Raw genomic sequence first — 26,086 nt, forward strand, 5'->3', positions numbered from 1 at the left:
TCAGAAATTCCTCAAGTAGTGGCGGCTGGCGAGATCGGGCCGCGTTCGCTCTTCGCTCCGGGGAGGGCGTTCCGCCGGCGCCGGAGCCACCACCACGACCTCGATGGTGCCGATCCTGACCTGGGGCTCGGGGGGAGCCGTCCGCCGCTCGGCAGGGCGCTGGAACGGCTCGCCGATGGCGGGGACAGGGGGCTGGCGGAGCGTCACGGAGGCCGGTACCGCCCCGGAAGGTGGAGCGGAGTGCGTTTCCTCCAGGGATTCCCTTCCTTGCGGGACGACAGACCGCCCGGCCTCCTCCGGCACCTCGCCGGGCTGCGACGCCTGATCTGCCCTCGTTGCCGACGGAGGCGGATTCCGCGGTACCAGGGGGGCCGGCAACACCTCGGCGCCGGTCAGGAGAGGTTCGTCCGCCACCGGTTCGTCCGGCAACTCCATGGCCGGGTTTTCTACTGTTTCGCTGCCCATTAGTCCGGCAGGGGTGGTGGAGTCCGCACGGGTTTCCCCCGCTTGCCGTCTCCCCTGAGTTTCCACAGGCACTTTCCCAGCTTGTAACGCCGCATATCCGGACGAAGATTCCCGTACGAATGAATCGTTCGCGCCCACTGAAACCAGAGGAACATCGAGAGGACCAACGTCGTGAAATGACTCCATCTGCTCAACGCGGAAATCGCCACGTGCCGATCGGTCGCTTTCGCTTCCAGCCTGCTCACGTTTCCCAGGAATGGGAAGGGTTACCCCTTTAACCATCGCCTCCGGAATCCCCGCAACCGGGGTGTGTTCCGAAAGCGGAGTGCCCACCACCTTGCGGGCGACGGCTCCAGCCTGCGCAAGACTCTGCCCCGCTGTAACCGGCGTACCGCTCCCCTCCTCCCGAAGCCGTATCACCGACACGTCACTCCCCGTGGCTGCGGCGGGTTCAACTGCTCCCCCGTCCGCCACTTCCGGAGCGTCAGCCGGCACCTCCACGCCGCCAAAGGGCGCGGGTGCCTCGGGAGGACTGACTGCCATCCCCCCTCTTCGGCTGTCGCGTATGATGTCGGCGAAAAATCCCATAACGTACTCCACTGTCCTACCGCGCCATTCCCCGCGCCCGGTCGATCAGCTCCAGGTAGCGCCGGCGGCGCTCAAGGGGAAGGGCCAGGATTTCCCCCTCGCTCCAGTGGTAGCTGGCGGCGAGGATATGGATCTCCTGGAGAAGTCCCCCTCCGGCATTGCGGGACAAGGCGGCATAGGGGTCCACGTCGATCACATGGGTGGTGCCGCAGGCAGGGCAGGCAGCCTGGACAGACACGGCCACCTCCGGCGCCACCGCCTCCAGGGCCGATTCGATCCGGGCCACGTCGTCGGCGGTGAATGTGGGCTGGCCATCCCCCGTCCTACGGCCGGGAGAATCCACCAGGCAACGGCCCACGAGGCACCGGAAAGCCTCACGTTCATCATCGAGACCGGCAAGGAACTCCTGGTCAGCCCCGGTGGGGACCCGGAAGCGGCACGGCCCGAGGCTTGTCTCCACCGTGGCGAAGGGATATCCCTCCCCCGCCTCCTTCACGGGCAGGTCCGCGTGAGTTACGGAGAAATCGAACCGCTCGCCGCACCTGCCGCAGCCGGCAGTGAGCCAGCTCTCCCCCAGGCCAAGCCCCGTGGCCAATCGTCCCATGAGAAACTGGCGGTCAGCAACGGCGAGCCCCGCCACCGTCGCCGGCAACGGAGCTTCCCCCCCAACGTGCGCCAGAGCTGCGGCCAGGGCCGCCGTCACCCTCGCCGGCAGGGTGGAGCCAACCCCGTCCGCCTCGGCCAGGGCCAGTTCCACGGCGCCGGTCAGGGAACGGAAGGCGAAGTCACGCCGCCGGGCGCCATCGCGCACAATGCCTCCGGGAAGCCGCATCAGGTCTCAGCCGGCTCAGGGACGCTGGTGTCGCGCTCCCACCCCTCGTGCTGCAGGGTGATGGTCTGGATACCGACCGTGTTCATGTTGCTGGCGTCCAGGTCGGGAAGCGCCTGGTAGTCGGAGACCCAGGCCCGGTAGAGCTTGTAGGAGATGGCCACCTTCCCCTGAAGGTTCAGGACGTTAATGATGATGTCCTTGCGGTAGTTCTTCAGGGACATGCCGGCGTCCCCCTGGATGTTGTTCACCAGGTTCGCCCAGTTTTCGAAGACAGGATCGTGGGTGAGCCCCTGCTCAAGAGTCACCGGGTCGTAGCTGGTTCCCCCCGGCATGACCCGCTCGTGGGACGGGTCGTTGGAAGCGCGCCACTTCACCGGCGTCGTCTTCTTCTTGAGGGCTCCCATTTTCTTCAGCCCCGCCACCACCTTGCCGTCGATGACGACCTGGAACTTGAAGGTGCGGTAGGGATCGTGCCGATGGGTGTTCACGGGAAAGAGCGGTGCAGCCATCACAAGCCTCCTTGTATGCTGAAAATCGTAACTTGTCGGGTGCTCACCCCCCTGCTCGCCGTGCTCGCTTCCCCCCTACAAAGTAGGGGGGATTGAGGGGGGTCTTGCAGTACAGGCTATTGTTCAGCAACCTTCTGCTGAATCCGGACAATGACGAACTCGGCCGGCTTCAGGGGGGCGAAGCCGACGATGACGATCACCTGGCCCCGGTCGATGTCTCCCTGGGTCATGGTGTCCCCAAGGCCGCAGCGGACGAAGTAGGCATCGTTGGCCTTTTCCCCCTGGAAGGCGCCGGCCCGGAAGAGCCCGTCCATGAACGAGCCGATGTTGGCCCGCAGCGAGGCCCAGAGGTTGTGGTTGTTGGGCTCGAAGACCGCCCACTGGATGCCGTTGTAGATGCTCTGCTCGATCATGATGGCGGTGCGGCGGATCGGGACGTAGCGCCATTCGGGGTCGGCCTTGGTGGCCAGGGTACGGCTCCCCCAGATGACCGGCCCGAAGCCGGGCATCTTCCGGAGGCAGTTGACGCCGAGGGGGTTGAGGGAATCCTGCTCCCCGTCCTCCACCGGATACTGGAGGCCGGCCACGCCGAGGAGCGACGTCTCGACCCCGGCCGGGGCCTTCCAGACGCCGCGGCGGCCGTCGATCTTGGCCCACATGCCGGCGGCGAAGCCGCTGGGGGCCACGAGAAGCGTCGAGGGGACGCCGGGGTTCCTCTCGGCGTTGTAGAAGGGGTTGGCCACCTTGGCCCAGGGGTAGTAGACCACCGAGTAGGTCTTGGGCTTGAACCCCAGGTCGTTGACCGCCTTCTCGGTCCTGAGCTCGGTCCCCTCGGGGGGATCGATGATGACCATGCGGCTCCTCATCTTCTCGGCATGGGCCACGGCGGCGTCGATGATCGACTGCTCGGTGGTGGAATCCCAGGCCTGGCCCGGCAGACTGAGGATGCTGATGTCGCGCACCTTCTCGAAGGCGGCGAAGATCGCGTCGTAGGCGTTCTTGTCGGGCTCGCTGCCGTTGGTCCCCCCGGCGAGGGAGACCTGGCCGGCGATCCCCGACAGGAGGGCGTTGAGGGATTGCTGGCCGGTCCGCTCGGTGCCGTCGTTAGCCAGCCCCAGGAGAAGGATTTTGGAGGCGTCGGTGGCATCCCCCGGCCCGGTCACCACCACCGACGAGGTGGTAAGGCGGGTGCCGGAGGTGAGGACGAGCTGCTTTCCATCCACGGCGCAGGTGAAGTCGCGCACCGCGGGATTAGCCACCACAGCGCCTCGCACCAGGGTCTGGATGCTCCCGGCCACGTCGGCAAGGGTGCTCGTGGCGCTGAAGTCAGTGGCGCCAAAGGTCACTGTCCGGGCGGTGCCGTCCACGGTGACGGTCATGGTCAGATCGTTCAGGACGCTGAAATCGGCAACGGCCGCCAGGTCCTGGCTGATGCTCAACCCTAGGAGGTACTGGCTGATGTCCTGCATCTCCACGTTGATCAGCGTCGAGGCGTCATTCACCTTGCTCTCGATGAAGTCGGGGGCGCCGTCGTCGGCCACGGTCAGGTCGTTGAACCGCTCCCGCTCCTTGAACTCGGTCCCGTCCATGACGCCGACCCGCAGGGTGTAGAAGCCGGGGGCGTCCGCCTTGGCCTCGAACCTGATCCGGAGTTCACTCCCCCACTCCCCCGGGTTTGCCGCGGTGAAGCGGATGATCCGGGTGGCATCGCCGGGATTCACCAGGAACCCCTCGGCCGTGTCGGCGCTCCCTTCCGTGATGGCCCGCACGATGTAGGCTGCGGTCCCCCCGTTCTGGAAAAAGCTGTAGACCGCGAACCCCATGGGGTCGCCCGTGGCCGATTTCCCCAGATCGCGGATACCGCCGAACTGCTCCTCGTAGTCGCTCCACTTGAACAAAAGCGTCGGTTCGGCCACCGGACCCTTCGTGGTGTAGCCGACAAACGCCGCGGTGGACGTCCCGACCCCTTCGATGGGCCGGGAACCGCTCGGGATCTCCTCCACATACACACCCGGGTGAAGATACGTAGGCATCGTCTGAACTCCTTTCGTCAGAATGTACGTACGGCAATCTGTGTAACTGCTTCTGGCATCGTGGTTTTATCGCGGGAAACGACATCGGAAAGTGAAAAGAAAAAGCCCAGTGATTCCGTATTGTTTTAAACTAGATAACAGAGTTTTACCCCCTGTCAATAAATCCACCGTCATTTTCCTTTCCTCACCTTTCACCTTGCCCTGCCGCGACACGCCATGCTACACCCTCTTCATGCGACTACCCACCCCCCTCTACCCCGGCACCCTTATCCGCCGCTACCAGCGCTTCCTGGCCGACGTGCAACTGGCCGACGGCACCATTGTCACCGCCCACTGCCCCAACTCGGGAAGCATGAAGGGATGCAACCTCCCCGGCAGCCAGGTCTGGCTCTCCAAGAGCACAAACCCGGCCCGCAAGCTGGCCTACACCTGGGAACTGGTCATGGCCGACGGCTTCTGGGCCGGCATCAATACGGGGCTCCCGAACCGCCTGGTGCGGGAGGCCATCGAGGGCGGAACCGTCACGGAGCTTCAGGGATATGGGAGCATCCGGCCCGAGGTGCGCTACGGCGAGGAGAGGAGCCGGATCGACCTCCTCCTGGAAGGGGAGCCGGGACGCTGCTGGGTGGAGGTGAAGAACGTGACCCTGGTGGAAGGAGGGCGGGCTCTCTTTCCCGACGCCGTGACGGAGCGGGGGCAGAAGCATTTGCGGGAGTTGATGGAGATGGTGCGGCGGGGTGATCGGGGAGTGATCTTCTTCGTGGTGCAACGAGGGGATGGCGACGGGGTGGCGCCGGCCGACGCCATCGACCCGGAATACGGGCGGCTGCTTCGACTGGCCGTGGCGAGCGGCGTGGAGGCCCTCGCCTACCGTGCCCTCGTGACGCCGGAGGAGATCCGGCTCACCGGGCGGCTGCCGGTTATTCTGTAGAGGTTATTTCATCCACCACCGTCCCGTCCGGCGCCCTGAGTTTTTCGACGGTTTGAGGGTCTGCTGTGGATCGTAGCGGAAACAGCGGCACCCGATGTGTTATGAGTATCTACTTCCCGTGGCTTATCCTCAGAATACGACCATCGTCCTTTGAAATCTCAGCTTCCGGCACTCCGCCCACCCGTCCAAAAGGAAGGGAACCTGTCACATACCAGATTCCCTCCTTGAGAGTTGCTTTAAATGGTTTCTTTTTTTCGATGTTTTCTTTTCCATAAATTGGGTTCCAGACAGCAACGGCAATTGCAATAGCAGTCTCTCTGTCAGGAACATACCCGTTTGCAGGTTTGTAATTATGCTTTGTTCCCTCTTCGGCCTGCAACACGCCAGCCGGCACAGTCAGCGCCATCAGCAGGGACAGCATTAAAAAGGTTATTATCGCTTTTCTTCTTTTATTCATTTTTCTCCTCATAACGGGGCTGAGGCGCAGCGGCGAAGCGTTAGCGTAGCCCGTCTGCCGTCGAGTGGTTGACAGCTACATATTGCTGCGTGGCTGAATTACTCCCTCTTCGATCACTGTGAGGCCAAGCTTGAACAGCATTGGTCTAACTATGAGTTCATAAACTGCAACGGAGACATTAAGACCAAGCTTTGCCTGCTCTGGACCGCAAGTGGCACCTTGGTGGATGATCTTATTCCGTAGTTCTTGGAGCGATTTGCACTCAGCAAGCAATTTCTCCTTTGATCCATTTCGTTCAATTGACTTTAACTCGATTCCGGCTAGTTCAGAGTACAGCTGTGAAAGTAATTTTTCGTAGCGCTCAAAGCCTGTCTGACCGAGGGTTTGTTGCACAACGATATTTGCGAGGCCTTCGATGTGAATGAGACCGTGAACAACTGGTTTAAGCACTGTGGCTTTAAGTAGTAACTCAATTGCTGTCACAAAGAACACGACTGCCGCAGAATGATGACTGCTATTGAAAAGCAGCTTTCCTTCCTGAAGCGCGTCTACTGCTGGTCGCATCACTCTTGGATTCGATATGTAAAAAGAACGTAGCCGTTCTGCCGTAAACTCATTAATAGCTTGTACTTTATGATCCGGATACAGCTCACGTCCGATCTGCTCGTACATTTCATCAAATGCCGCGTCTCGTTCGTCATAACTCATAAAGCTCTCGATTCTATTGATTCTATTTTCTGCCAACGGGGCTGAGGGTGTGCGGCATGGCCGCACCACCCGATGGATTTCAGAGCAAGTGCGGTAAGTGCGCAAAAATTCATAACCTTATCACTGGTACATGCTGATAGGTATCTTACCAAGCTCCCATTCCTTCAAGAACGTTAAAAAGTTTTCTGAGTTCACAACAAAAACGGTTCGTTCATTCGCTTTTGCAACTTCTGTCACTGTTGTTACGCCCTTAAGCTTTGCAGGTCGGGGTGTTAGGCTTTTTCTGAAGCGGATCCAAGGGACACTTTCAAACTTCGTCGTTGATATTTCTCCGTTTGAAAGGCTGATGTCTTCAGGATTGAACTTACAGATCTTTAGGTTTGCGGTGGTTACGATCACGTTTGTATAAATCCGCAAGAACTCCGATTCACTTTTTTTGATGCTGAGCTCCTCAAATGCCAATGCCTCGGTGGAGTCAATCAGTTCAGCAGCGGTTCTTTCCAGCATTGGTTTCGCTTTGGGGTCTTGCCCATGTACAATACAGAATTCAGACTCGCAAGAGCCTGGGTCTGATGTTAAGTTCACCCACGAGAATTGTTTAGTTGCTCCATTTTGGGTGTACGTGAACCACGTATTAACGTGAGCCCTCGGGTTTGGGTTCTCTTTTGGAATGAGAAATATCCATTCTGTATCACGTACCCTCTTGCACTCCACTACCATTACCTGTGTTTTATGGTAGTCCTCTACCACTAAATCAATGAAACCACTGTCACCAGATTCAGGATGTTGCCAAGGGTGCTCATTCAAGATGACTTTCCAGCCGGCTGTCTGCCAAGTTGCATAAATATGATGACTAATTGCTATCTGAAGAGGAAAACCTGAAGAGTTTACAAGCTTCTTAAGTTTTTCATCTGGATGTTCAGACATGTTCTTCTCCTTTTCATCCAACGTCTCAAGGCGCCAGCGGAAACCGCTATCGCCGCTGGTTATGCTCAATTCGCGTTTAACCCAAAACCCTTGGACTTCAACACGTTTTTCCAGTGAGATTCCCTTCCCCTTATGTACTCATCTGATGCATGTGAATCTGCAATTTCTAGAATTGAATATTGAAAATTCTTTTTATATTCAGGACCTTCTCGCTTCAAAAGTCTTGTTAGGAGCTTATTGCCACCATGCCCGGTGTCAACATAATCACACCATCTTTGCCAAATACCACTACCTCCTACTGCACTGCCAACGTAGTGGTCTCCCGCTTTAGTATCAGTTATCAAGTATACACCTTTGACGTTACAGAGAGCTCCGTACCAAGTATCCACTTTTTGTTTTACTATCGTTTTCAGTTTGTTGTATGGCACGGCAACTGAGTTAAACCCAGGGAACTCTTCAATAGTTAATCGTTTCTCTCTTATTTCCGAAACGTGAAACTCGCCGCCATCTTTCTTGCCCAAAAGATATGACTGGCGACTAGTCCTTTTATGGTTAACAACTATCCTGCCAATGAGATTCTCCTGGCCATCCAGCAGCTCCGTCGCGTATTGATAATGCTTTTCCTTTACTTTCTTGTTGCCCAAAACCTTGTAGATTCCTGCAAATAGCCACCTATTTTTTCTGACTTCGATGAGGGATATAACCATTGAGCATTGAAAGTTTCTCTTCGTTTGATGTTCTTGCCACGCTTTGAATCTTCCTGCAAAAAAGGCGTCAAGAGGAGAATCGGTACCACTTGGGTCGGTTGCTAAATGCACTTTGTAGCTGCCACGGTTGATGGGCAGGCCGCAAGCCTCCAAAAAATCGACCAGCTTCATTATCATTTCGCATCTCCTTTTGCTGCATAACGCCTTAAGGCGCCAGCAGCGGAGCGTCAGCGGAGACTGCTGTCGCCGCTGGTTGTATCATTTTTTACGGTCTCCGAATAATTTTATCCATAGAGCAAATCCCCTTTGTTGAAGTCGATATTCTCCGATTTTAGAAGGATTTTTCAAAATAATTTTTCTCGTTGTCAAAGCTTGAAGAGCGTTGTTTAAGGTTATTTCATCACCCGTGAACTTTTCTCTTATTTCGCTCTTTTTTATCCAAGCATTCATTTTATCTGCCATAATGCTTAATACTTGACGATACTCGTCTGATTTTATCTTGTCACGAAAAGCACTAACATAATATCTATCTCCAATAGCATCAATTGCTCCACCTTTCTTAAAGGCGCCTTCTATAACATCTTCATTTGTTATTTCATTATTGCTATCTTGATCAAATGCAGAATAAGCAAATTGCTGAATAAAATGGGGGTACCCTTCTGATAACTGTGATATATAGACCTTGGCTGAATTAGTTATGGTAGTTGATACTGAATTTAATCTGTTTGCTTGGTCAAGCCCCTTGTCAATAACATATTTCCTGTCATCTTCATTTAGTTCTTTTATTTTTAGCTGACTAAATATTCTAACCGAAGATTCATGCGATGCTATTAATTTATCAACTACATCAGGAAGTCCAGAAACTACAAACATGACATTGTTGCATGAGTTGTGCTGTAATAATTCTGTAACTACCTTAAAGAAATATCCTAATCGCAAAGTTGGGCAAGCGTTATCTGCCTCATCGATGAGGAATACTATGCCATCCTTTATCTTTTCACCTTTTTCAGGGTTAGTTATTCTTTTGCACGTTTCTGAAACAGAATAGGCAAAATCATCAATAATAAGGTCTATTTCTGAATTTGATTCAGATTTATCGATACCAGAGTCCATGATCTTTAATCTTTGAACAAAAGACCAAGTATCAGCCACAAAACTTCTAACCTTTTCTATTTTGCCTAATTCCCTCGATATATTTTTCTCTATCAATTTTATAAACGTAGTCAAATCAGTTTTATCTGATATAACAACTGGAATTGTTACAAAATTGAACTTACCGTGTTCAAGGGTTTCAATATCCCCAGAAGATACATATTTTAAGTACATCAATAGTGATGACTTACCGATCCCTCTTTCTCCAGTAATTAAAAAATTACTATTTTGACCATGTTTTGTCTGATAAAGACCTTTTTCTAGAGCGATTAGCTCGTCATACCTTCCCGCAAACATAGCAGTTGGCACCGGATCATTTGGCTTGAATGGGTTTACTTTTGGCATTTTCCCTCCAAATCATTATTTGATACAACGGTGGTGAGGCGCACCGGCGCGTCAGCGTCTGTGTGCCGCCGCCAGGTTGGGCTACTTTTCAAGCTAAATACTTGAAAATGATGCTAATAGCTTTCTCGTCCGCAGTTTTTGCTCAATACTTTTCTTTGTCCCTCGAATGTTAATAAGTGAATCAATGGAGAAAGACAGTGCGGGACCAGCTACATCCTTTAAGTAGCCAAGAAGAGTTGGATCATTGGCCAAAGCCCAAACGGACAGCCCTATTAGGGAGACACCTGTGCCAAGTTTAAGAATTTCATCTGAAATGTCTTTAAACCGTATACTTAGAGATGACATAAAGGCTTCAGGGCTCGTTCCTGTTTCGACACAAGACAGAAACTTCTCTATTTCATCATGAAACGAAGAAAGGTTCTGTGAATAACTGTCGTTTTTCCTCAGCTTGATAATTGAATCTATTGAAATGTTGCAAAGGTTACGAGGCAATTTAAGGTTAAACACTGCGTTTGCTAATTCAAATGTGTCATCAGTGGGTTTAGCTGTTTGAAGTATCATAGGAAGAAGGTGATACTCTTTGCTGTCAGTTATGACACCCTTTTTATCACTGCCAGCTATAGCATTCGCCAGTAGGGTCATATACAAAAACGCTAAACCTCTATTGACGGCCATGCCTTTGTCAACCTCATGGCAAATACTATGTTTTTTACAAAATTCCAGAAATTCAGACGTGAATTTACCACGGTAAAGAGTGTAATTTTGATTACCGACTCCTTGCCATCGAGACGCTATATCAGCGTCGTTGAAAACTTCGCGATATAGTTCTGGGTTTCGCAATATCCTCTCTATTTGGTGTGCTGCATCAACTGATGCTTTAATTCCCTTTTTATAATCCGGCTCTCTAAATTCTATAAAATTTGTCTCTGCTTGAATTTTCTTAGACAGGTCGGAAATTTGGTTTTGCCCTTCATATGGCACTATTGTTTCTATTTTTGGAAGGTATAGGAGAGCAAATTTAAGCCACTCGGTATCCTGGACTTCAAAATGTGGATAATAAATAAATGAATTCATATAAACCTCCGAGTAGTGTCCGATCTGAGATTAGTTATAGTCGTGCCCAACGGCGTAGGCTGTGACCCGCCCGCCCAGCTTTTTCGGGCGGTCGGTGTCCACCGACTTTGTTGGGCATTTGCTTTATCTGCTGTAGGCTTTGCTGACGATATGCGGGTTTAATTTCACCAACTCGGATGTCAGCGACTCTGGATTATTAATAAGGTTAGTGACTCGAATAGCTCCTGTACTCGTAACAATTTTTATGACAATTAATCCATCTCTTATTTCAGAAATGTCAGTTGCTGCGATCTTCCTCCGCTTAGTGACAGACCAGAATGACACGCTTCCTCTGCCTGTAACTTCGACTTTATAGGCTGTGATTAGGAGGAAATACCAGAACATCGGTAAAATGATCGGAAGCATCAACACTGTAGCGTGACGGCCGGTGTAGGGTGGGAACGCAAGGATAATGGAAAACAAGAACAGCGCAGCAAGAACTACCTTTAAGCCCGTCGAGGTATTAAATTCTTTTGTCTCGTCGTCCATTTGTCTTTCTTCTTTCTTGATCAACGGGGTGAGGCTGACCGGCGGCGCTTTGCGCCGTCCGTGTCCAGCCGTTGGTTCACCGCAAGACACCGGTACATTCACTGAATCCGTCGGAGGGAGCTAAGGCAGGGGTTTAAAGGCTGGAATAAACATTTCGCCGCGAAGCGGCGTGCCTGTCTGCTCCTACGCCTCAACGGCGTTGAGCAGCGGCTCGCCGCTTCGTAGCATGGAGACTTACAGCCTCTTGAATTCCTCTGGGACTCGCTTCAAGCCGCCAGCTCTAGCTCGCTATCTCATCCACCACCGTCCCATTCGGCGCCAGCAGAAGCATCTGGAACGGCATTCTGCCGTAGACGTGGGTGGCGCAGGAGAGGCAGGGGTCGTAGGCCCGGATGCCGTGCTCGATCCGGTTCAGAATCCCTTCATTCACTTTCCCCCCCTTGATGTACAACTTGGCCACCTGAAGGATGGTCCGGTTCATGGCGAGATTGTTCTGCCCGGTGGCAATCAGGAGATTGAGCCGCCGGATGAGGCCGTCGTCGTCCACCTCGTAGTCGTGGAAAAGGGTCCCCCGGGGGGCCTCGCAGAAGCCGACGCCATGCAGGCGGTTGATTCCCGCCTCGCTCCGGATGTGGCGGTCAAGAATGGCCGGATCGTCCAGGATCTCGCCGATCCGCTCGAGGGCGTGGAGGATCTCGATGAGCCGGGCATGGTGGTAGTGGAAGCTGCCGGTGACCACCCCTCCCGCGCCCCGCAGCTGCCGGAATGTCTGCAGCTCCCGGTCAGCCTCGGGGGTGCCGGCCCGTTCGCAGAGGTTGAGGCGTGCCAGGGGCCCCACCCGGAACATCCCTCCCCCCTCACGCCCGGCATGGTTGCGGTAGAAGGGGAACTTCATGTAGCTCCACGGTTCGCTCCTCTCGCCGATGGCGAGGTCGTAGTGGTCGGGAGGAATCTCCTCCACCACGGCGCCGGAGCTGTCGGTGAAGCGGAGCATGCCGTCGTAATGCTCGAGTCCTCCGTCTTCCCCCGCAAGGCCGGCGAAGAGGGAGGGGAAATCGCCGTAGGTGCCGACCTCGGCGCCATGGCGTCCGTAGATCTCGTCGATCAGCTCGAAAGACGAGCGGATGATGGCAACTCCCTCGGGGAGGAGTTCGGCGACCTTCCGGCGACGCTCGGCGTCAAGGGGCTCCCGCACCCCACCGGGGACGGCCCATGAGGGGTGGACCCTCTCACCCGCCAGGAGGCTCACGATCTGCTGGCCGATCTGCCGCAGGCGGATGCCGTTGCGGGCCACGTCGGGGCGGCTCTCCAGGAGCCCCCAGAGGCTGCGGCGGGCCGGGTCGTGGTCCATCCCCAGAAGAAGATCGGCGGCACAGAGATGGAAAAAGCTGAGGGCGTGGCTCTGGATGAGGGAGGCCAGGTTGGCGATGCGCCGAAGCTGCGCTGCGGCAGGGGGAATATCCACTCCGAGGATGGCGTCGCCGGCCCGGGCGGAGGCGATGGAGTGGCTGATGGGGCAGATGCCGCAGATGCGGGCCGTTATGCCGGGCATCTCCCAGATGCTCCGCCCCGCGCAGAAGGCCTCGAAGCCCCGGAACTCGGTGACGTGGAGCCGGGCGTCCGCCACGGAGCCGGCGTCGTCGAGCCGGATAGTGATGGTGGCATGCCCCTCGACACGGGTGACGGGGTCTATGGTAATGGTCTTTGTCACGGTCTGAATCTACTCCTCTTTGTCCCCTCACCCGGCCTTCGGCAACCCTCTCCCGAAGGGCGATGGTAAAATATGCCCCCTCTCCCATGGGGAGAGGGCTGGGGTGAGGGGGCAACGACGGGCCTACCTTGCCTTTGGTGCAGTAATAGTGCTCCTACCCGAACGTCAACTGCTCCGGCCCCAACTCCACCGGCTCCCCCCGCAGGAGGCACCCGATGGCGGTCCAGATCCTCTCCGGTTCCGGGGGACAGCCGGGGAGAAACCCGTCCACCGCAATCACCTGATGGAGGGGAAGCGCCCGGGGGAGAAGCTCCGGCACGGCATCGTAATCCATGGCGGGAACGCTCCCTTCCCCGCAGCTCAGGAAGGTTGCCAGAACGTCGGCCACCGGGAACTGGTTCCGCAGGCTCGTCACGTTGCCGGTAACGGCGCAGTCGCCCAGGCTCACGACAATGCGGCTCCGTTCCCGCAGCATCAAGGCCATGGCCAGGTTGGCCCGATTGGTGACCGCCCCCTCCACGAGGGTCACGTCCACCTTTCGGGGGAATTCCTTCGCATCCATGAAGGGGCCGTAGACCATGTCGGCCAGGCCGGCCAGTTCCACGAGGCGCTCGTCCAGGTCGAGGAAACTCATGTGGCACCCCGAGCAGCCACCGAGCCAGACCGTGGCGAACCGGATCCTTCCCTTCCTACCCATTGCCGCTCCCCTCGCTACGCCCCTTCGGGTCGATGATGGCCGTCATTCGTTCCATCCCTTCTTGTCCCGCCCCTCGATAACCCGCGTGAGCATGCCGGCATCCTTCACCATCTCGCCAACGGCTGCCCCTTTGGCAAAGAGGGCGCCGGTGGGGCAGACCTGGACGCACTTGCCGCAGCTGGTGCAGGTTTCGCTCCTTCCCCAGGGATGGTTCAGGTCGGCGATGACCCGGCTCCTGACACCACGGCATGAGACATCCCAGGTGTGGACCCCCTCCACCTCGTCGCAGACCCTCACGCAGCGGGTGCAGAGGATGCAGCGGTTGTGGTCGATGCCGAACCGCTCGTGGGAGAGGTCCATGGTGAGCCGGGGGGAGAGGTACTCGTAGCGGACATGGTCGACCCCCAGAGTGGCTGCCACCGTCTGGAGCTCGCAGTTCCCGGCGGAGACGCAGACGGCGCAGTAGTGGTTGCGCTCGGCAAAGAGGAGTTCCACGATCATGCGGCGGTAGCGGATGAGCCGGTCGGTGGCGGTCCGGACCACCATCCCCTCCTGGGCGACAGTGCTGCAGGCCGGTACGGGGCGAAGGCTCCCCTCCACCTCCACGATGCAGAGCCGGCACCCTCCCCGCTCGGAAAGCCCCTCCATGTGGCAGAGGGTGGGAAGCTCCATGCCGTGCTCGCGGATCACCTGGAGAAGCGTCTCACCGTGCCGGCCGCTCACCAGTTCGTCGTCGATGGTCAGGGTCACGACCGACATCACGCCTCCTCCCCGGCAACACCCGTGGCGTGCACCAGCGCCTCCTGCTCGGGGCCGGCGGGCACTTCGGCCATGGAGCAGACGCCGGCCGCGCAACGGTGCCGGCTGATGTGTTCCACGTACTCGTCCCGGAAGTAGCGAAGCGTACTCAAGACCGGGTTGGGGGCGGTCATGCCGAGACCGCAGAGGCTTGCGGCCCCCACCAGCTCGCAGAGTTCCTCCAGCTTCGCCAGGTCGTCCATGGTGGCGGCCCCCCCCGTGATCCGCCGCAGCAGCCGGTGCATCTCCACGGTGCCGACCCGGCAGGGGGAGCACTTGCCGCAGCTCTCGTCCCGGCAGAAGTCCAGGAAAAAGGAGGCCACGTCGGGCATGCAGCTCGTCTCGTCCATGATGATGAGCCCCCCCGACCCCATGATGGTGCCGATCCGCTGCATGCTCTCGTAGTCGAGGGGGGTGTCCAGCTCCCCGGCCGGGATGCACCCTCCCGACGGCCCCCCCGACTGGGCCGCCTTGAAGCGCTTCCCACCGGGAATCCCCCCGCCGATGGCGAAGACCACCTCCCGCAGGGTCGTTCCCATGGGAACCTCGATGAGCCCCGCGATCGCCACCTGGCCGGCAAGGGCGTAGACCTTGGTCCCCTTGCTTGCGGCCGAGCCGATCCCCGCGTACCACTTCCCCCCCTTCCCGATGATTGCCGGAACGGTGGCAAGGGTCTCCACGTTGTTGATGAGGGTGGGGCATCCCCAGAGCCCCCGCTGGGCCGGATAGGGGGGGCGCTGCCGCGGCTGGCCCCGCCTTCCCATGATGGATGCCATGAGCGACGTTTCCTCGCCGCAGACGAAGGCGCCCGCGCCGGTGCGGATGTCGATCCGGAAGTTGAAATTGCTCCCCAGGACCCGGCTCCCCAGGAGCCCCGTGCGCTCCGCGGCCCGGATGGCCGCCTCCAGGCGCCTCCCCGCCAGGGAGTACTCGCCCCGCACGTAGATGAACCCCTGCTCCGCGCCGATGGCGTAGCCGGCCAGGGCCATCCCCTCCAGTATCCGGTGGGGGTCCGACTCCATGACGGAGCGGTCCATGTAAGCGCCGGGATCCCCCTCGTCGCCGTTGGCCACCACGTACTTCCGCTCGCCGGGGGCCTTGCGGGCCAGGTTCCACTTCACGCCGGTGGGGTAACCGCCCCCTCCCCTCCCCCGGAGGCCCGATACGGACACCTCGCGGCAGACATCCTCGGGGGTCATCTCGTGGAGGGCATGGGCCAGGGCCCCGTACCCCCCGGCGGCCACGTATTCCTCGACCCTCTCGGGATCGATGGAGCCGCTGTTGGCCAGCACCACCTTCATCTGCCGGGCCAGGAACGGGAAATCGTGCGGCAGGGCCGAAACCGTCGGCGGCCGACGCCCCTTGACGAGGGAAAAGAGGATCTGCCGGGCCAGATCGGGGGTGACCCGCTCGAAAATGATCTCCTTCTTCCCCTGCTGACGGACCTTGACGAGGGGTCCCCTGCTGCACGGCCCCATGCACCCGCAAGCCACCGCCTCGATCTCGACAGCGAGGCGGCTCTCGTCCAGGGCCTCCCGCAGGGAATCGAGAATCGACAGCGCCCCGGCAGTCAGACAGGGGGTGCCGGCACAGACCATGATCCGGCAACGGAGCCGCTCCTGCCGCTCCCGTTCCGCCTCGGCCATATGCCTGAGATCGGCCCTGTTCATGGGATGTTCCCCCCTCCCCGATTGCGCCGCGACCGGCCATCATCGGTGGACGGCACCCGGCCGCTCTCCAGGAGGACCGTAACCGCGGCCGCGGCCGAATCAGGGGTGCATTGCCCCATCGTCTCCCCGTCAAGAACCATGACCGGCGCCTGGCCACAGGTGCCGAGGCACCGGACCGTGGAAAGGGTAAGGCTGCCGTCATCGGTGGTCTTGCCGGCCTTCACGTCGAATTCCTGCTCAAGGCGCGTAACGATCTCGGCGGAGCGTTTCACGTAGCAGGCGGTGCCGGTGCAGACGACGCAGGTATGGGCGCCACGGGGTTCCAGGGAGAAGAAATGGTAGAAGGTGGCGACCCCGTAGACCTGACTGAAGGGGATCTTCAGCTGCCGGGCCACATGGGCCATGAGCTCGTCGCTCAGATAGCCGAAGGCCTCCTGGGCCACGTGGAGCACCTCGATGAGGGCATCGGCCCGGCACTGGAACTGCTTGATGGTCCGCTCCACCGCCTGGAAACGGGGATCGGATGCCAGTTCGGACGGGATGCCGGCGGGATGTTTGCTTTCAGGATTGCGCACGATGGTTTCTCTCAAGTGCTGCTCAATAGAAATACTCCAGCCGCGGCGGACGGTAGAGGTGGGCAACGTAGTCGCCGTAGCCGTTAAAGATCACCGAGGGGCGCCGCTCGCCGGTGCCGAGCATCCGTTCGCTCTTCTGGGACCAGCGGGGGTGGTCCACTTCGGGGTTCACGTTGGCCCAGAAACCGTACTCGTCGGGACCGAGGGAACTCCAGAAAGTGGGGGGCTGCCGGTCGGTGAAACTGATCTCCACGATGGACTTGATCCCCTTGAAGCCGTACTTCCACGGCGTGACGAGGCGGATGGGAGCTCCGTGCTGCTTCGGCAGCTCCTTCCCGTAGACCCCCACCGCAAGGAGCGCCAGCTCGTTGGTGGCCTCGGCAAGGGTGAGCCCCTCGTGGTAGGGCCAAAGCTCGGTGGTGAAGAGCCCCCCCTGATTCGGAGCCTGGTCCTTGCAGAGAAAGGAGAGAAAGCGGATGTGGGTGGCGCCGGAAAGGGGCTCCACCCGCTTCACCAACTCCGCCAGGGGTAAACCGGTCCAGGGGACCGCCATGGCCCACGCCTCCACGCAACGGTGGCGATAGGTCCGCTCCTCCAGCGGCATAGTCCGGATCAGCTCGTCGATATCGAAGACCCGGGGCTTTTTCACCATACCGGTCACCGCCACCTGCCAGGGGCGGGTGACGAACCGCTCCACGGACCGCCAGACATCCTTGCCGGAGGTGAACTCGTAGAAGTTGTTGTACTTCGCCGCCTCCACACGGTCGGTGAGGGGGCGGTCGAGTGAGTAACGGTCGTTCTTCCGGGCAGTAAGGGTCTTGAGGTTCACCAGGGTACCGCCCAGTTCGCGCTTTTCAGCGGCGAAGTTGGTGCAGGCGTTCAGCAGGGGCCAGGCATTGAGGCCGGCGAAACCGAGGGCCTTGAGGAAAGCCCGGCGGCTGAAGAAGGCAGCTTCTGGGGTGATTTCCGATGAAGGGAGGGTAAAACGGTTGCTTCGTGCCATGGGCAAACCTCCACTTCAGAAGTAAACCACGAGCTCCGGCAAAAACAACTTCATTCAGCCTTATCAGTATCCCCACTCCAGGCTCTCAATCCTCGCCACGTTGCCGTTCTCGAAGATAACCCGGTACATGAACTCATTGGGTCCGAAGTTGTAGGTCCAGTCGTCCACCGTGACTTTCACGTAGGTGCGGCTGACGCCGGGCTTTACGCTGCCGCCGACTTCCACCTGCTCCCGCTGGGAGGAGAAGGCGGGGGGGCCGCATTTCTGCAGCACCTCGGGGATGGCGTCGCCAATAGAAACGATCCCTCCCTTGCAGATCATGGTTCCGGTTTCGGTGGCGCCGGCACCCCACGGCACCAGTGCCAACAGGATGGTGCCGATGATTCCCGCTTTCCCGTTCATGGCTTACCTCCTAAAGATCCGCCCACCCTTTGGTGACGTCGGCGTACATGTCGGCCAGCTGCCCGATCTTCACCCCCTTGTCGCTCCCTCCCCGGGAGCCGGCGGCGTCGGCGTCGCAGACCTCCAGAAGGAGCGGAAAGAGGGGATGCTCCATGAACCGGCGCTGCTTGGGCGAAAGCCGTGCGCCGGGAGTCAGATTCCAGGAGAAGTGGAAGGTGTGATGCTTGACGAGCCAGGTCACATCGGCAGCAATATGAGAAAGGCCGAGCCGCGTCATGATGGCAGACACCTCCCCGGCCCCGGCTTCCGCATGTCCCCAGGAGCGCCACCGTCCCTTGATGAAGGCGGTGGTTTCGGCCTTTCCGATATCGTGGAGGAGCACCCCCCAGAAGACGCGGGGGTCGGCGTCGTCGGGGACGGCGTCCATGGCGAGCATGGTGTGGGTCCAGGCGTCCCCCTCGGCGTGGTACTGCTCGGGCTGGAGAACGCCGCGCAGGCGGGCCACTTGCGGGAGCCGCGCATCGAAGCTCCCGTCGGCAAGCCACCGCTCGACCAACTCCCGGCAGTGGCGGGCGGATTCCATCCCTCCGCTGCCGTTATGGACCCCCCCGGCGGTCATCAGATCCTGTTCACGAGCGCCGCGAACTTATCCACCAAGACGCCGACCTCGTCGGCGATCCGCCCGTCGGGAGCCCCCACGGCCACGGGACCGTAGTGGCCGGCCGAGGTGAGCCCCTGGACGACGCAACCGTGGATCAGGAATGCCTTGAGGATATCGAGGACCACCGTGTCGCCGCCACCGCCGATCATCCCCTCGGAGGTGAAGGCGGCCGCCGCCTTGCCGTCCAGCTTCTTGAAGTACTTGACGCTCTCGTCCACGAACTTCTTCACCGGCCACGCCATGGTGCCGAAGTAGTTGGGGGAGCCGATGATGAAGCCGTCGTAGGAAGTGAGTGTGTCGATGTCAACCTCTTCCACCTTCTTGAGGTCAACAGCCACATCCTTCGTGGCGAGGCCGTCGGCGATCATCCGCGCCATCTTCTCGGTATTGCCGCTGCGGGAGTAGTAGGTTACGAGAACTTTCTTCATGGTTTCCTCCTGTTGGTTATGGTGTGTCAGTGGGCGCCCAAAGCCGCTGCCCCCTTCGAGGGGACCGTCGGCGCCTCGAAGAGCCGCGCCGCGGCAGCCAACTGTTCCGGCGTGCCGAGAAGCAGCACGATGTCCCCCTCCTGCAGCACCCAGACCGGATCGGGGTTGGGGGTCACTTCGTCACCCCGCTTGATGACCAGGAGCGTTGCGCCCGAGCGGCTCCGCAGCGTGCCCTGGCGGAGGCTCTCCCCCTCCAGGGGCGCCCCCTTCTTGACCCGGAAGCTCCCGATCTCGGCGCCGGTCAGGTAGCCGGCGATGCCGACGGCGTGACTGTGGCGGCGGCTCATGGTGCGGAACATGTCGTAGGAATCCCGTCGGATATCGGCAACGCAGTAGTCGATCTGGTCGTGGGGGACGAGGAAATTGCGCAGGACCCGGGAGAATATCTCGATGGAGGTCTCGAACTCTTCGGGGATCACCTCGTTGGCCCCTATCCTGTACAGGGGTTCCATCTCGGCAATGTAGCGGGTCCGGACGATGATATGGATCGTCGGGCTCATCTGCCGCGCCTGGGCCACGACGCGGCGGCTGGCGGCGGCGTCGGAAATGGCGATGACGATGATGCGGGCATGCTCCACGGCGGCATGGGTCAGGACCTCGGGCCGCGAGGCGTCGCCGAACATGATGCGGGTTCCCTTGCTCTTCTCGGCGGATACCGTGAAGGGGTTGGTCTCGATGATAACATGGCGAATCTTTTGTGCCTTCAGCACCCGGGAGAGGTTCTTGCCGTTGACCCCGAAGCCGACCACGATCACATGGTCCGAAAGGGAGACCTTCTTCTCCTTCCCGCGCAGGACTCCTCTTCCCCGCGTCAGTGGAGCAGGCAGAATCCGCACCAGCCACGCGGCCACCGGGGCACCCATCTTCAGACAGAGCGGGGTGAGGGCCATGGTGGCCACTGAAGCAGCCAGAAAGACCTGATAGTGCTCCTTGGAGAGCAGGCCGTGCTGAACGCCTGTCTGGCAGAGGATGAAAGAGAATTCGCCGATCTGGGCCAGGGCAAGCCCCGTAACGATGCCGACGCGGGCGGGAACTCCCAGGGCCACGGCAGCCCCGCCTGTGACCAGGAACTTGACCACCAGGATGGTCACAACGAGAGAGCCCACCAGGAGCGGCTGCTTCAGGATGACCGAGGGATCGAGGAGCATCCCGACGGAGATGAAGAAGAGGCTCATGAAGGCGTCGCGGAACGGGATGATGTCCCCCAGGGCCTGGTGGCTGTACTCCGATTCGGAAATGGCGAGGCCGGCGATGAATGCCCCGAGGGCAAGGGAGAGCCCCACCTGGGCCGTGAGCCAGGCGGTACCGAAGCCGATAAAGATGATGGTCAGGATGAAGAGCTCGCGGCTGCGGCTCTTGACTACCTGCTCGAAGAGCCAGGGAACCGCGAAGCGGGAGCCGTAGTGGGCGATCACCACCACGCCCACCGCCTTGGCCGACACGAGGAGGATTCCCGTCCAGCCATTGCCGGCCCCGGCCAGGAAGGGGGTGAAGAGCATGAGCGGCACCACGCAGAGGTCCTGGAAAATCAGGATGCCCAGGGCCATCTTGCCGTGGGGGGTGTCCATCTCCCCGCTGTCCATGAGGAGCTTCATGAGGATGGCGGTACTGGAAAGGGCCACCAGGAAGCCGTAGAAGGTGGCTTGGGGGAGCGTCGAGCCGAAGGCGACAGCCAGGGCGGCCACGATGAGAATGGTGACCCCCACCTGCATCCCGCCGCCCCAGAAGACCAGATGCTTGATCCGCATCAGCTCCTTGAGGGAGAACTCGATGCCGATGGTAAAGAGGAGGAGCACCACCCCGATCTCGGCCATCTGCTCCACCTGGTGGGTATCCTCGATGAGCCCGAGGGCGTAAGGGCCGGCCAGGATGCCAGTGGCGAGAAAGCCGATGATGGAGGGGAGCATGAATCGGCGCAGGAGCACCACCGTGAACACGGCCAGGCCGAACAGGATCTCCAGATCTTTGAGGACTTCGTAACTCATCAGAGGTAGCGCTTCAAGCCGCGCCGCTCCATCTCTTCCACCACCTTCTTCACGTCCTGGGCCCTGTCCCTGGCGCAGACAAGAAGGGCGTCGGGGGTATCGACCACCACGAGATCCCGAACCCCGACCAGTGCCATGAGCTTCTCGCCACGGAGGATGCAGCCGGCGGCATCGGCGATGACCGTCTCCGGCGCGCCGATGACCACGTTGCCGGCCGCGTCGGGCTCCATCACCTCGGGAAGCGCGCTCCAGCTCCCAACGTCGCTCCACCCGAAGGATGCCGGGATCATGGCCACGTTATCGGCCTTCTCCATGACGCCGTAGTCGATGGACTCCCCCTTGACCATGGCGTAGACCGCCTCGATCTGGGGGGCCAGGTCAGCCGGTTCCCAGATGTCGGGGGAAAAGGTTATGCCGGCAAAGGCCCGAGAGAGCTCCGGCATGTGGGCTTCCATCTGGTCGAGGATCACGTCGGTGCGCCAGAGGAACATGCCGCTGTTCCAGAAGAAGGTACCGGCGGCAAGGAACTCCAGGGCCCGCTCCCGGTCGGGCTTTTCCACGAACCTCTTTACCGGGTAGGGCCCGTCACCCCGCAGCGACGTCTCGGCCTCGATGTAGCCGTAACCGGTTTCGGGGCGGTCAGGGGCGATTCCCAGGGTGACCAGGTAGCCGTTCAGGGCCGCCTCCCTCCCCTTCTGGATGGTGGAGCAGAATGCATCCTCGTCACGGATGAAATGGTCAGCGGGGAGCACCGCCATCACCGCTTCGGGGTCGTGGCGGGCAATGAGGGTGGCGGCGAGGCAGATGGCGGGGGCCGTGTTGCGTCCCTGGGGCTCCTCGATCACCTCGATCCGGACACCCCGCAGATACTCCAGCTGGCGCCGGGTTTCCTCGGCCTGGAGGTGGTTGGTGATCACGAGGATGCGCTTGGGGTTAAGGGGAAGGACCCGTTCCGCGGTCCGCTGGAGCATCGACTTGCCGCCGAAGACCGACATGAGCTGTTTGGGGTGGAGCTTGCGGGACAGGGGCCAGAAACGGGTGCCGGAGCCGCCGGCGAGGATGACGACGTACATGGGGAACCTCCGGTTCAAGGAGTCAGTAGTCAGGAGTCAGAATTCAGGAGCAAGGCTTCTTCTCATTCTGAATTCCGACTCCTGGAGTCTGATTTCTGATTCTTCAAGAAATTGGTTGGTAGGCGACTTCAAGCACCGTGAAGACCGCTTCCCCGGCCGGCCGGCGAACAGGGACCTCGTCCCCCTCGCTGCGGCCCAGGAGCGCTTTCCCCATGGGTGAGTCGATACTGATGAATCCCTTGGACGCGTCGGTCTCGTCGGGGCCGACGACGCGGTAGACCACCTCGTCACCCTCCTCGGTTTCGAGCCGGATCCAGGCGCCGAAGAAGACCTTGCCGTTGGCGGGAGGCGGATCCTCGACCACGGTGAGGTGGTCGAGGCGCTGGGTAAGGAAGCGGATGCGGCGGTCGATCTCCCGCAGCCGCTTCTTGCCGTAGATATACTCGGCGTTTTCCGAACGGTCCCCCTCGGCGGCGGCGTCGGAAACGCCCTGGGTGACGCGGGGGCGTTCCTCCTTCCAGAGCCAGGTAAGCTCGTCGCGGAGTTTTTTCGCCCCCTCGGGGGTGATGTAGTTGGACTGTTTCGCCACCTACCCCTTCTCTTCGATCTTGGCCTTGAGGAGGTCGCCGAAGGAGCCCATGGACTCCTTGGCAGGAGACGCGGCCTGCTGGCGGAAGGAGGCGACGCTCTTCTCCTCCTCTTCGGCGGCACGGCTCACTTCGGCAAGGGCCAGGGAGAGGCGGCGGGCTTCACGATCGACACCGTCCACCTTCACTTCGACGGTCTCACCCTCTTTCAGCACATCGCTCGGGTGATTGATCCGCTTCCCCTTGCCGAGCTTGGAGATGTGGATCAGCCCGTCGATGCCGGGAGCGAGGGTCACAAAGGCGCCGAAGGCCGCAAGGCGCGCCACGGTGCCGGTGTGGTAGGACCCTTCGGGGAACTGCTCGGCCACGGTGGTCCAGGGATCGGCCAGGGTATCCTTGAGGCTGAGGGAAATCTTGCCGGCTTCCCAGTCGATCTTCTTGATGACCACGCTCACCTGCTCGCCCACGGAAAGGACGTCGCGGACGTGCTTCACGCGGGTCCACCCCACCTCGGAAACGGGGATGAGGCCATCGACCCCGCCCAGGTCCACGAAGGCACCGAAGTCGGCCAGCCGGGTCACGGCGCCGGTGACGGTCATTCCCTCTTTGAGGGTCTCCTTGAGGGCCTCCCGCTTGACCCGCTGCTCCTCCTCGAGGATCTGGCGGTGGGAAAGGACGATGTTGCGGCCCCGCTCGCTATACTCGGTGACCTTGAAGAGGAGGTGCTTTCCCACGAACTCGGCCGGATTCTCGGCGCGGCGGAGCGAAATCTGGGAGAAGGGGCAGAAGGCGCGGGTGCTGCCGCCGATCTTCACCTCGAAGCCACCCTTGATCTCCTTGGCAACGAACCCTTCAACGGGAATGCCGGAGCGATAGGCCTCCTCAAGCTGGGCATTGGCAGCGGCGCCCCCCGCCATCTTGGTGGTGAACCGCATCTCGTTGCGCACGCTTCCCGTGAACCAGGCGGTGATGGTGTCACCCTCGGCAACGGTCAGGTTGCCATCGGCGTCCTGGAGCTCCTTGCGCTCCATGACCCCTTCGCCCTTCTTGCCGATATCGATGAAAACCCACTCGGCGCCTATCTTGAGGATCTTCCCCTCCACCTTAGAGCCTGGGCGCAGGCGCTGGGTCTCGCTATTGCTTTTCTCGAAAAGCTCGGCAAAGCTCTCCTCTTCGGTTTCAACTACGTCTTTCTCGTCCATGTCCATGTTCTATGACTCCGTCGTGAAATGGCAACAGTTGGTAAAAAGTTGCGAATAGTACAAACTAATCGAAATAACGCGTTAAGTCAAGCTTGTGAAGCCTTTTCTCCGCTGTGACGTGAAGAACGTTCCCGCTCACATCGGAACCGGGTAATTCTGCACAATGAAAGTTTCCCTGCCAAGATTCCACGAAGTGTCCATGAACACCTCCTGGCGGGTGACTTTCAGCTTTGTGAAGAGCCTGTCGCACATGGCGTTATCGGGCTCATGGTGCCATACCCACATATTCCCGTACCCGAGCCAGTGATAGGTCACGTAAAATCCGTTCGTTTTCTTGCCGAAGAGGTTGGTCTCCGTTCCGGCACGGTATTCAACCCAGTAGTTCCGGTTTTTGCTTTCGTAGGCCTGCTTGTCCGCTTCGGTATAGCGGGAGAGAAAGGCGGGATCGCTTGATGATGTCATGTGGTGCCATTTTATCTTCACCAGATCCTTCCAGACGGAAATTTCCATCAGCCGGCTCGCCTCCCTCCTCAGGTCGCCGTCTTCCTCCGGCCAACAGCGGGAGCCGTCCTCCCGCTCAAGGGCCATTCCCATCTCCGAGAGCTTGCCCCAGTCGGAATAAACAGCGCCCTGCATCTTCTGGATAGAAGTGATGAGTTTGTTGAAGAGGTCAGAGAGGCCGTCGCGGGCGTTGACGAGGGCCACTGCCAGGGTGGTAGCGTTCGGCCCCTGGTCCTGCAGCATCCAGCTGAACAGGGCGCCGAGGGCACCGGACACGACCCCGGAGCCGGGAAACGGCAGCGCCCCCACCCCCTTGGCCACCAGGCTGAACATCCCCTGAATGAGGAGGTTGACCCCCTGGTTCTTGTCGAGCTTCACCAGGTCGCCGACGGTTTCCACGACGCCGCTATTGGCGATGAACACATTCTGCACGAAGTGCGTCAGCGCTTCAAAATACGACTTGCACAAGAAGCGGTAGTGGATCTCAAGCCGCAGCTGATCGCCAACCTGCTGCCAGGCGGATTCGGAAATATCGTTGGGTCGGTGCAGCCGATCAAGGGCCGCTTCGTCGAGCCGGTCGCTGTGGGGATCGAACCTGAGTTGCTGGGCGATGACATCGAAGGCGCGCTTCGCCTCTCCTTCGAACTGGGGAAAACCGACGGTGCTCGACGTCCGCAGAATGGCCGTCGTGTTCATGTCGATCGCGAAGAAGCGCTGCTTCTCCTCGATCCCCTCCATGAGCTCTCCTGCCATTGCGCGTCCCCTTGCCGACCGCGAGGCGTCATGGAGGGGTGACACGGTAAGTGATCTCATGGCGCGGGCGGTTTCCGCCAGAAGGGTAAGGCGAAACCCCATGCACCCGTCATGGGCAACCGCGACCGGAAGCTGCACCGCCGGTGCGAGGGGCGCCCCCTTCACGCCGCGAACCGCGGCGGCATGTTCCATGGGCACGGGCTCGGCAAGCATCGGGCACTGTTTTCCCTTTGCCCATTCATCCGGTGCCGCGAAGCGGAACAGATGCCGCACGCGGCTGACGGGAACCGTCACGAACCGTTTCGGCGCACCGTCCTTCCCCACCTCCACATCGAGGTACTCGCCGTTGGCAGCCTTCACCAGCCAGGCACCATTGAGCATCAGTTGCGAAACGGGTCGTTTTTCCATACTCTTCCTCCCTGGTGTTCTACGCCTGAACCAACAGAGCGCGATCTCCCGCAAACTTGTCACGCCAGCGACCATTCGTCGCCCGTCTCGTCGTGGCAGATAACGTAGGTCCGCCAGTCGCTCCCCTTCACCCGGAAGCAGCGCCGGCGCCGCTTCGAAAAATGGTTCTCCTCCGTCCAAAGGTCCAGGAGCTTCATGACATCCACCTGCACCCCGCCCACCACGAAGGCCCGAGGGCACTCCTCGCCCCGATATCCCGCATAGGCAATCACCTCGATTCGACCGCTCGCCATGGCGACCTCCCTCTCACAATTCC

The 26,086-nt window shown here is 59.6% G+C and carries 27 protein-coding genes; 1 reads left to right on the plus strand and 26 read right to left on the minus strand.

What is annotated here, in order from left to right; translation table 11 throughout:
- From KI811_RS14785 to KI811_RS14800, 4 genes are all read right to left on the minus strand, one after another.
- A complete protein-coding gene (locus tag KI811_RS14785) occupies positions 1-1,053 on the minus strand; it encodes a hypothetical protein (protein WP_214187250.1) in 1,053 nt (350 codons plus the stop codon).
- 16 nt (positions 1,054-1,069) lie between these two features.
- Positions 1,070-1,885 carry a hypothetical protein gene (locus KI811_RS14790; protein ID WP_214187251.1) on the minus strand — a complete coding sequence of 272 codons (816 nt, stop codon included), beginning with the start codon at positions 1,883-1,885 and terminating at the stop codon, positions 1,070-1,072.
- Positions 1,885-2,394 (minus strand): phage tail protein, encoded by a 510-nt coding sequence (locus KI811_RS14795; RefSeq protein ID WP_214187252.1) that lies wholly within the window; start codon positions 2,392-2,394, stop codon positions 1,885-1,887. Before KI811_RS14795 ends, KI811_RS14790 begins: the two co-directional genes overlap by 1 nt.
- Before the next feature lie 116 nt (positions 2,395-2,510).
- Complete coding sequence (locus tag KI811_RS14800) at positions 2,511-4,427, minus strand: phage tail sheath C-terminal domain-containing protein (protein ID WP_214187253.1); 1,917 nt, start codon at positions 4,425-4,427, stop codon at positions 2,511-2,513.
- A gap of 232 nt (positions 4,428-4,659) precedes the next feature.
- On the opposite strand from KI811_RS14800, the gene sfsA reads away from it, so the two are divergent.
- Entirely contained in the window at positions 4,660-5,358 is a 699-nt protein-coding gene (gene sfsA / locus KI811_RS14805) for a DNA/RNA nuclease SfsA (RefSeq protein WP_214187254.1), read from the plus strand.
- Positions 5,359-5,467: 109 nt separating this feature from the next.
- Here sfsA and KI811_RS14810 read toward each other — a convergent pair whose 3' ends face one another.
- The 22 genes from KI811_RS14810 to KI811_RS14915 form a co-directional block, all read right to left on the minus strand.
- Positions 5,468-5,815: an NTF2 fold immunity protein gene (locus tag KI811_RS14810; RefSeq protein ID WP_214187255.1), complete on the minus strand. Its 348-nt coding sequence runs from the start codon at positions 5,813-5,815 to the stop codon at positions 5,468-5,470.
- Between the two features lie 75 nt (positions 5,816-5,890).
- Positions 5,891-6,523: a hypothetical protein gene (locus tag KI811_RS14815; RefSeq protein ID WP_214187256.1), complete on the minus strand. Its 633-nt coding sequence runs from the start codon at positions 6,521-6,523 to the stop codon at positions 5,891-5,893.
- A gap of 120 nt (positions 6,524-6,643) precedes the next feature.
- Positions 6,644-7,450: a hypothetical protein gene (locus KI811_RS14820; protein ID WP_214187257.1), complete on the minus strand. Its 807-nt coding sequence runs from the start codon at positions 7,448-7,450 to the stop codon at positions 6,644-6,646.
- Between the two features lie 65 nt (positions 7,451-7,515).
- A complete protein-coding gene (locus KI811_RS14825) occupies positions 7,516-8,334 on the minus strand; it encodes a GIY-YIG nuclease family protein (RefSeq protein ID WP_214187258.1) in 819 nt (272 codons plus the stop codon).
- A gap of 81 nt (positions 8,335-8,415) precedes the next feature.
- The gene (locus KI811_RS14830; RefSeq protein ID WP_214187259.1) at positions 8,416-9,654 is read right to left on the minus strand and encodes an ATP-binding protein; all 1,239 of its coding nucleotides are present in this window, start codon (positions 9,652-9,654) and stop codon (positions 8,416-8,418) included.
- 93 nt (positions 9,655-9,747) lie between these two features.
- Positions 9,748-10,728, minus strand: a complete 981-nt coding sequence (locus KI811_RS14835; RefSeq protein ID WP_214187260.1) for a hypothetical protein — start codon at positions 10,726-10,728, stop codon at positions 9,748-9,750.
- Between the two features lie 123 nt (positions 10,729-10,851).
- On the minus strand, positions 10,852-11,358 hold the full coding sequence (locus tag KI811_RS14840; protein WP_214187261.1) for a hypothetical protein: 507 nt from the start codon (positions 11,356-11,358) through the stop codon (positions 10,852-10,854).
- 178 nt (positions 11,359-11,536) lie between these two features.
- Positions 11,537-12,967 carry a Ni/Fe hydrogenase subunit alpha gene (locus KI811_RS18930; protein WP_214187262.1) on the minus strand — a complete coding sequence of 477 codons (1,431 nt, stop codon included), beginning with the start codon at positions 12,965-12,967 and terminating at the stop codon, positions 11,537-11,539.
- Between the two features lie 154 nt (positions 12,968-13,121).
- Complete coding sequence (locus KI811_RS14850) at positions 13,122-13,664, minus strand: NADH-quinone oxidoreductase subunit B family protein (protein WP_214187263.1); 543 nt, start codon at positions 13,662-13,664, stop codon at positions 13,122-13,124.
- Between the two features lie 42 nt (positions 13,665-13,706).
- Positions 13,707-14,423, minus strand: a complete 717-nt coding sequence (gene hoxU, locus KI811_RS14855) for a bidirectional hydrogenase complex protein HoxU (protein WP_214187264.1) — start codon at positions 14,421-14,423, stop codon at positions 13,707-13,709.
- Positions 14,423-16,132, minus strand: coding sequence for a (2Fe-2S) ferredoxin domain-containing protein (locus tag KI811_RS14860; RefSeq protein WP_214187265.1), 1,710 nt, complete (start codon positions 16,130-16,132; stop codon positions 14,423-14,425). Before KI811_RS14860 ends, hoxU begins: the two co-directional genes overlap by 1 nt.
- Positions 16,129-16,707: a bidirectional hydrogenase complex protein HoxE gene (gene hoxE, locus KI811_RS14865; protein ID WP_214187266.1), complete on the minus strand. Its 579-nt coding sequence runs from the start codon at positions 16,705-16,707 to the stop codon at positions 16,129-16,131. The genes KI811_RS14860 and hoxE overlap by 4 nt, the downstream gene beginning before the upstream one ends.
- Positions 16,708-16,729: 22 nt before the next feature.
- Positions 16,730-17,710, minus strand: a complete 981-nt coding sequence (gene msrP / locus KI811_RS14870) for a protein-methionine-sulfoxide reductase catalytic subunit MsrP (protein ID WP_214187267.1) — start codon at positions 17,708-17,710, stop codon at positions 16,730-16,732.
- 63 nt (positions 17,711-17,773) lie between these two features.
- On the minus strand, positions 17,774-18,112 hold the full coding sequence (locus KI811_RS14875; RefSeq protein WP_214187268.1) for a DUF2845 domain-containing protein: 339 nt from the start codon (positions 18,110-18,112) through the stop codon (positions 17,774-17,776).
- Between the two features lie 10 nt (positions 18,113-18,122).
- The gene (locus tag KI811_RS14880; protein ID WP_214187269.1) at positions 18,123-18,731 is read right to left on the minus strand and encodes an HD domain-containing protein; all 609 of its coding nucleotides are present in this window, start codon (positions 18,729-18,731) and stop codon (positions 18,123-18,125) included.
- Positions 18,731-19,201 (minus strand): flavodoxin family protein, encoded by a 471-nt coding sequence (locus KI811_RS14885; RefSeq protein ID WP_214187270.1) that lies wholly within the window; start codon positions 19,199-19,201, stop codon positions 18,731-18,733. The genes KI811_RS14880 and KI811_RS14885 overlap by 1 nt, the downstream gene beginning before the upstream one ends.
- A 26-nt stretch (positions 19,202-19,227) precedes the next feature.
- A complete protein-coding gene (locus tag KI811_RS14890; RefSeq protein ID WP_214187271.1) occupies positions 19,228-21,246 on the minus strand; it encodes a monovalent cation:proton antiporter family protein in 2,019 nt (672 codons plus the stop codon).
- Positions 21,246-22,319, minus strand: coding sequence for a mannose-1-phosphate guanylyltransferase (locus KI811_RS14895; protein WP_214187272.1), 1,074 nt, complete (start codon positions 22,317-22,319; stop codon positions 21,246-21,248). The genes KI811_RS14890 and KI811_RS14895 overlap by 1 nt, the downstream gene beginning before the upstream one ends.
- A 103-nt stretch (positions 22,320-22,422) precedes the next feature.
- Positions 22,423-22,908 carry a transcription elongation factor GreB gene (gene greB / locus KI811_RS14900; RefSeq protein ID WP_214187273.1) on the minus strand — a complete coding sequence of 162 codons (486 nt, stop codon included), beginning with the start codon at positions 22,906-22,908 and terminating at the stop codon, positions 22,423-22,425.
- Positions 22,909-24,114 (minus strand): 30S ribosomal protein S1, encoded by a 1,206-nt coding sequence (gene rpsA, locus KI811_RS14905; protein ID WP_214187274.1) that lies wholly within the window; start codon positions 24,112-24,114, stop codon positions 22,909-22,911. It abuts the gene before it with no gap.
- Between the two features lie 129 nt (positions 24,115-24,243).
- Positions 24,244-25,770, minus strand: coding sequence for a hypothetical protein (locus tag KI811_RS14910; RefSeq protein WP_214187275.1), 1,527 nt, complete (start codon positions 25,768-25,770; stop codon positions 24,244-24,246).
- A 59-nt stretch (positions 25,771-25,829) separates the two neighbouring features.
- Entirely contained in the window at positions 25,830-26,063 is a 234-nt protein-coding gene (locus KI811_RS14915; RefSeq protein ID WP_214187276.1) for a hypothetical protein, read from the minus strand.
- Positions 26,064-26,086 lie beyond the last annotated feature (23 nt).

The organism is Geobacter hydrogenophilus, assembly GCF_018501225.1.
Taxonomy (GTDB): domain Bacteria; phylum Desulfobacterota; class Desulfuromonadia; order Geobacterales; family Geobacteraceae; genus Geobacter; species Geobacter hydrogenophilus.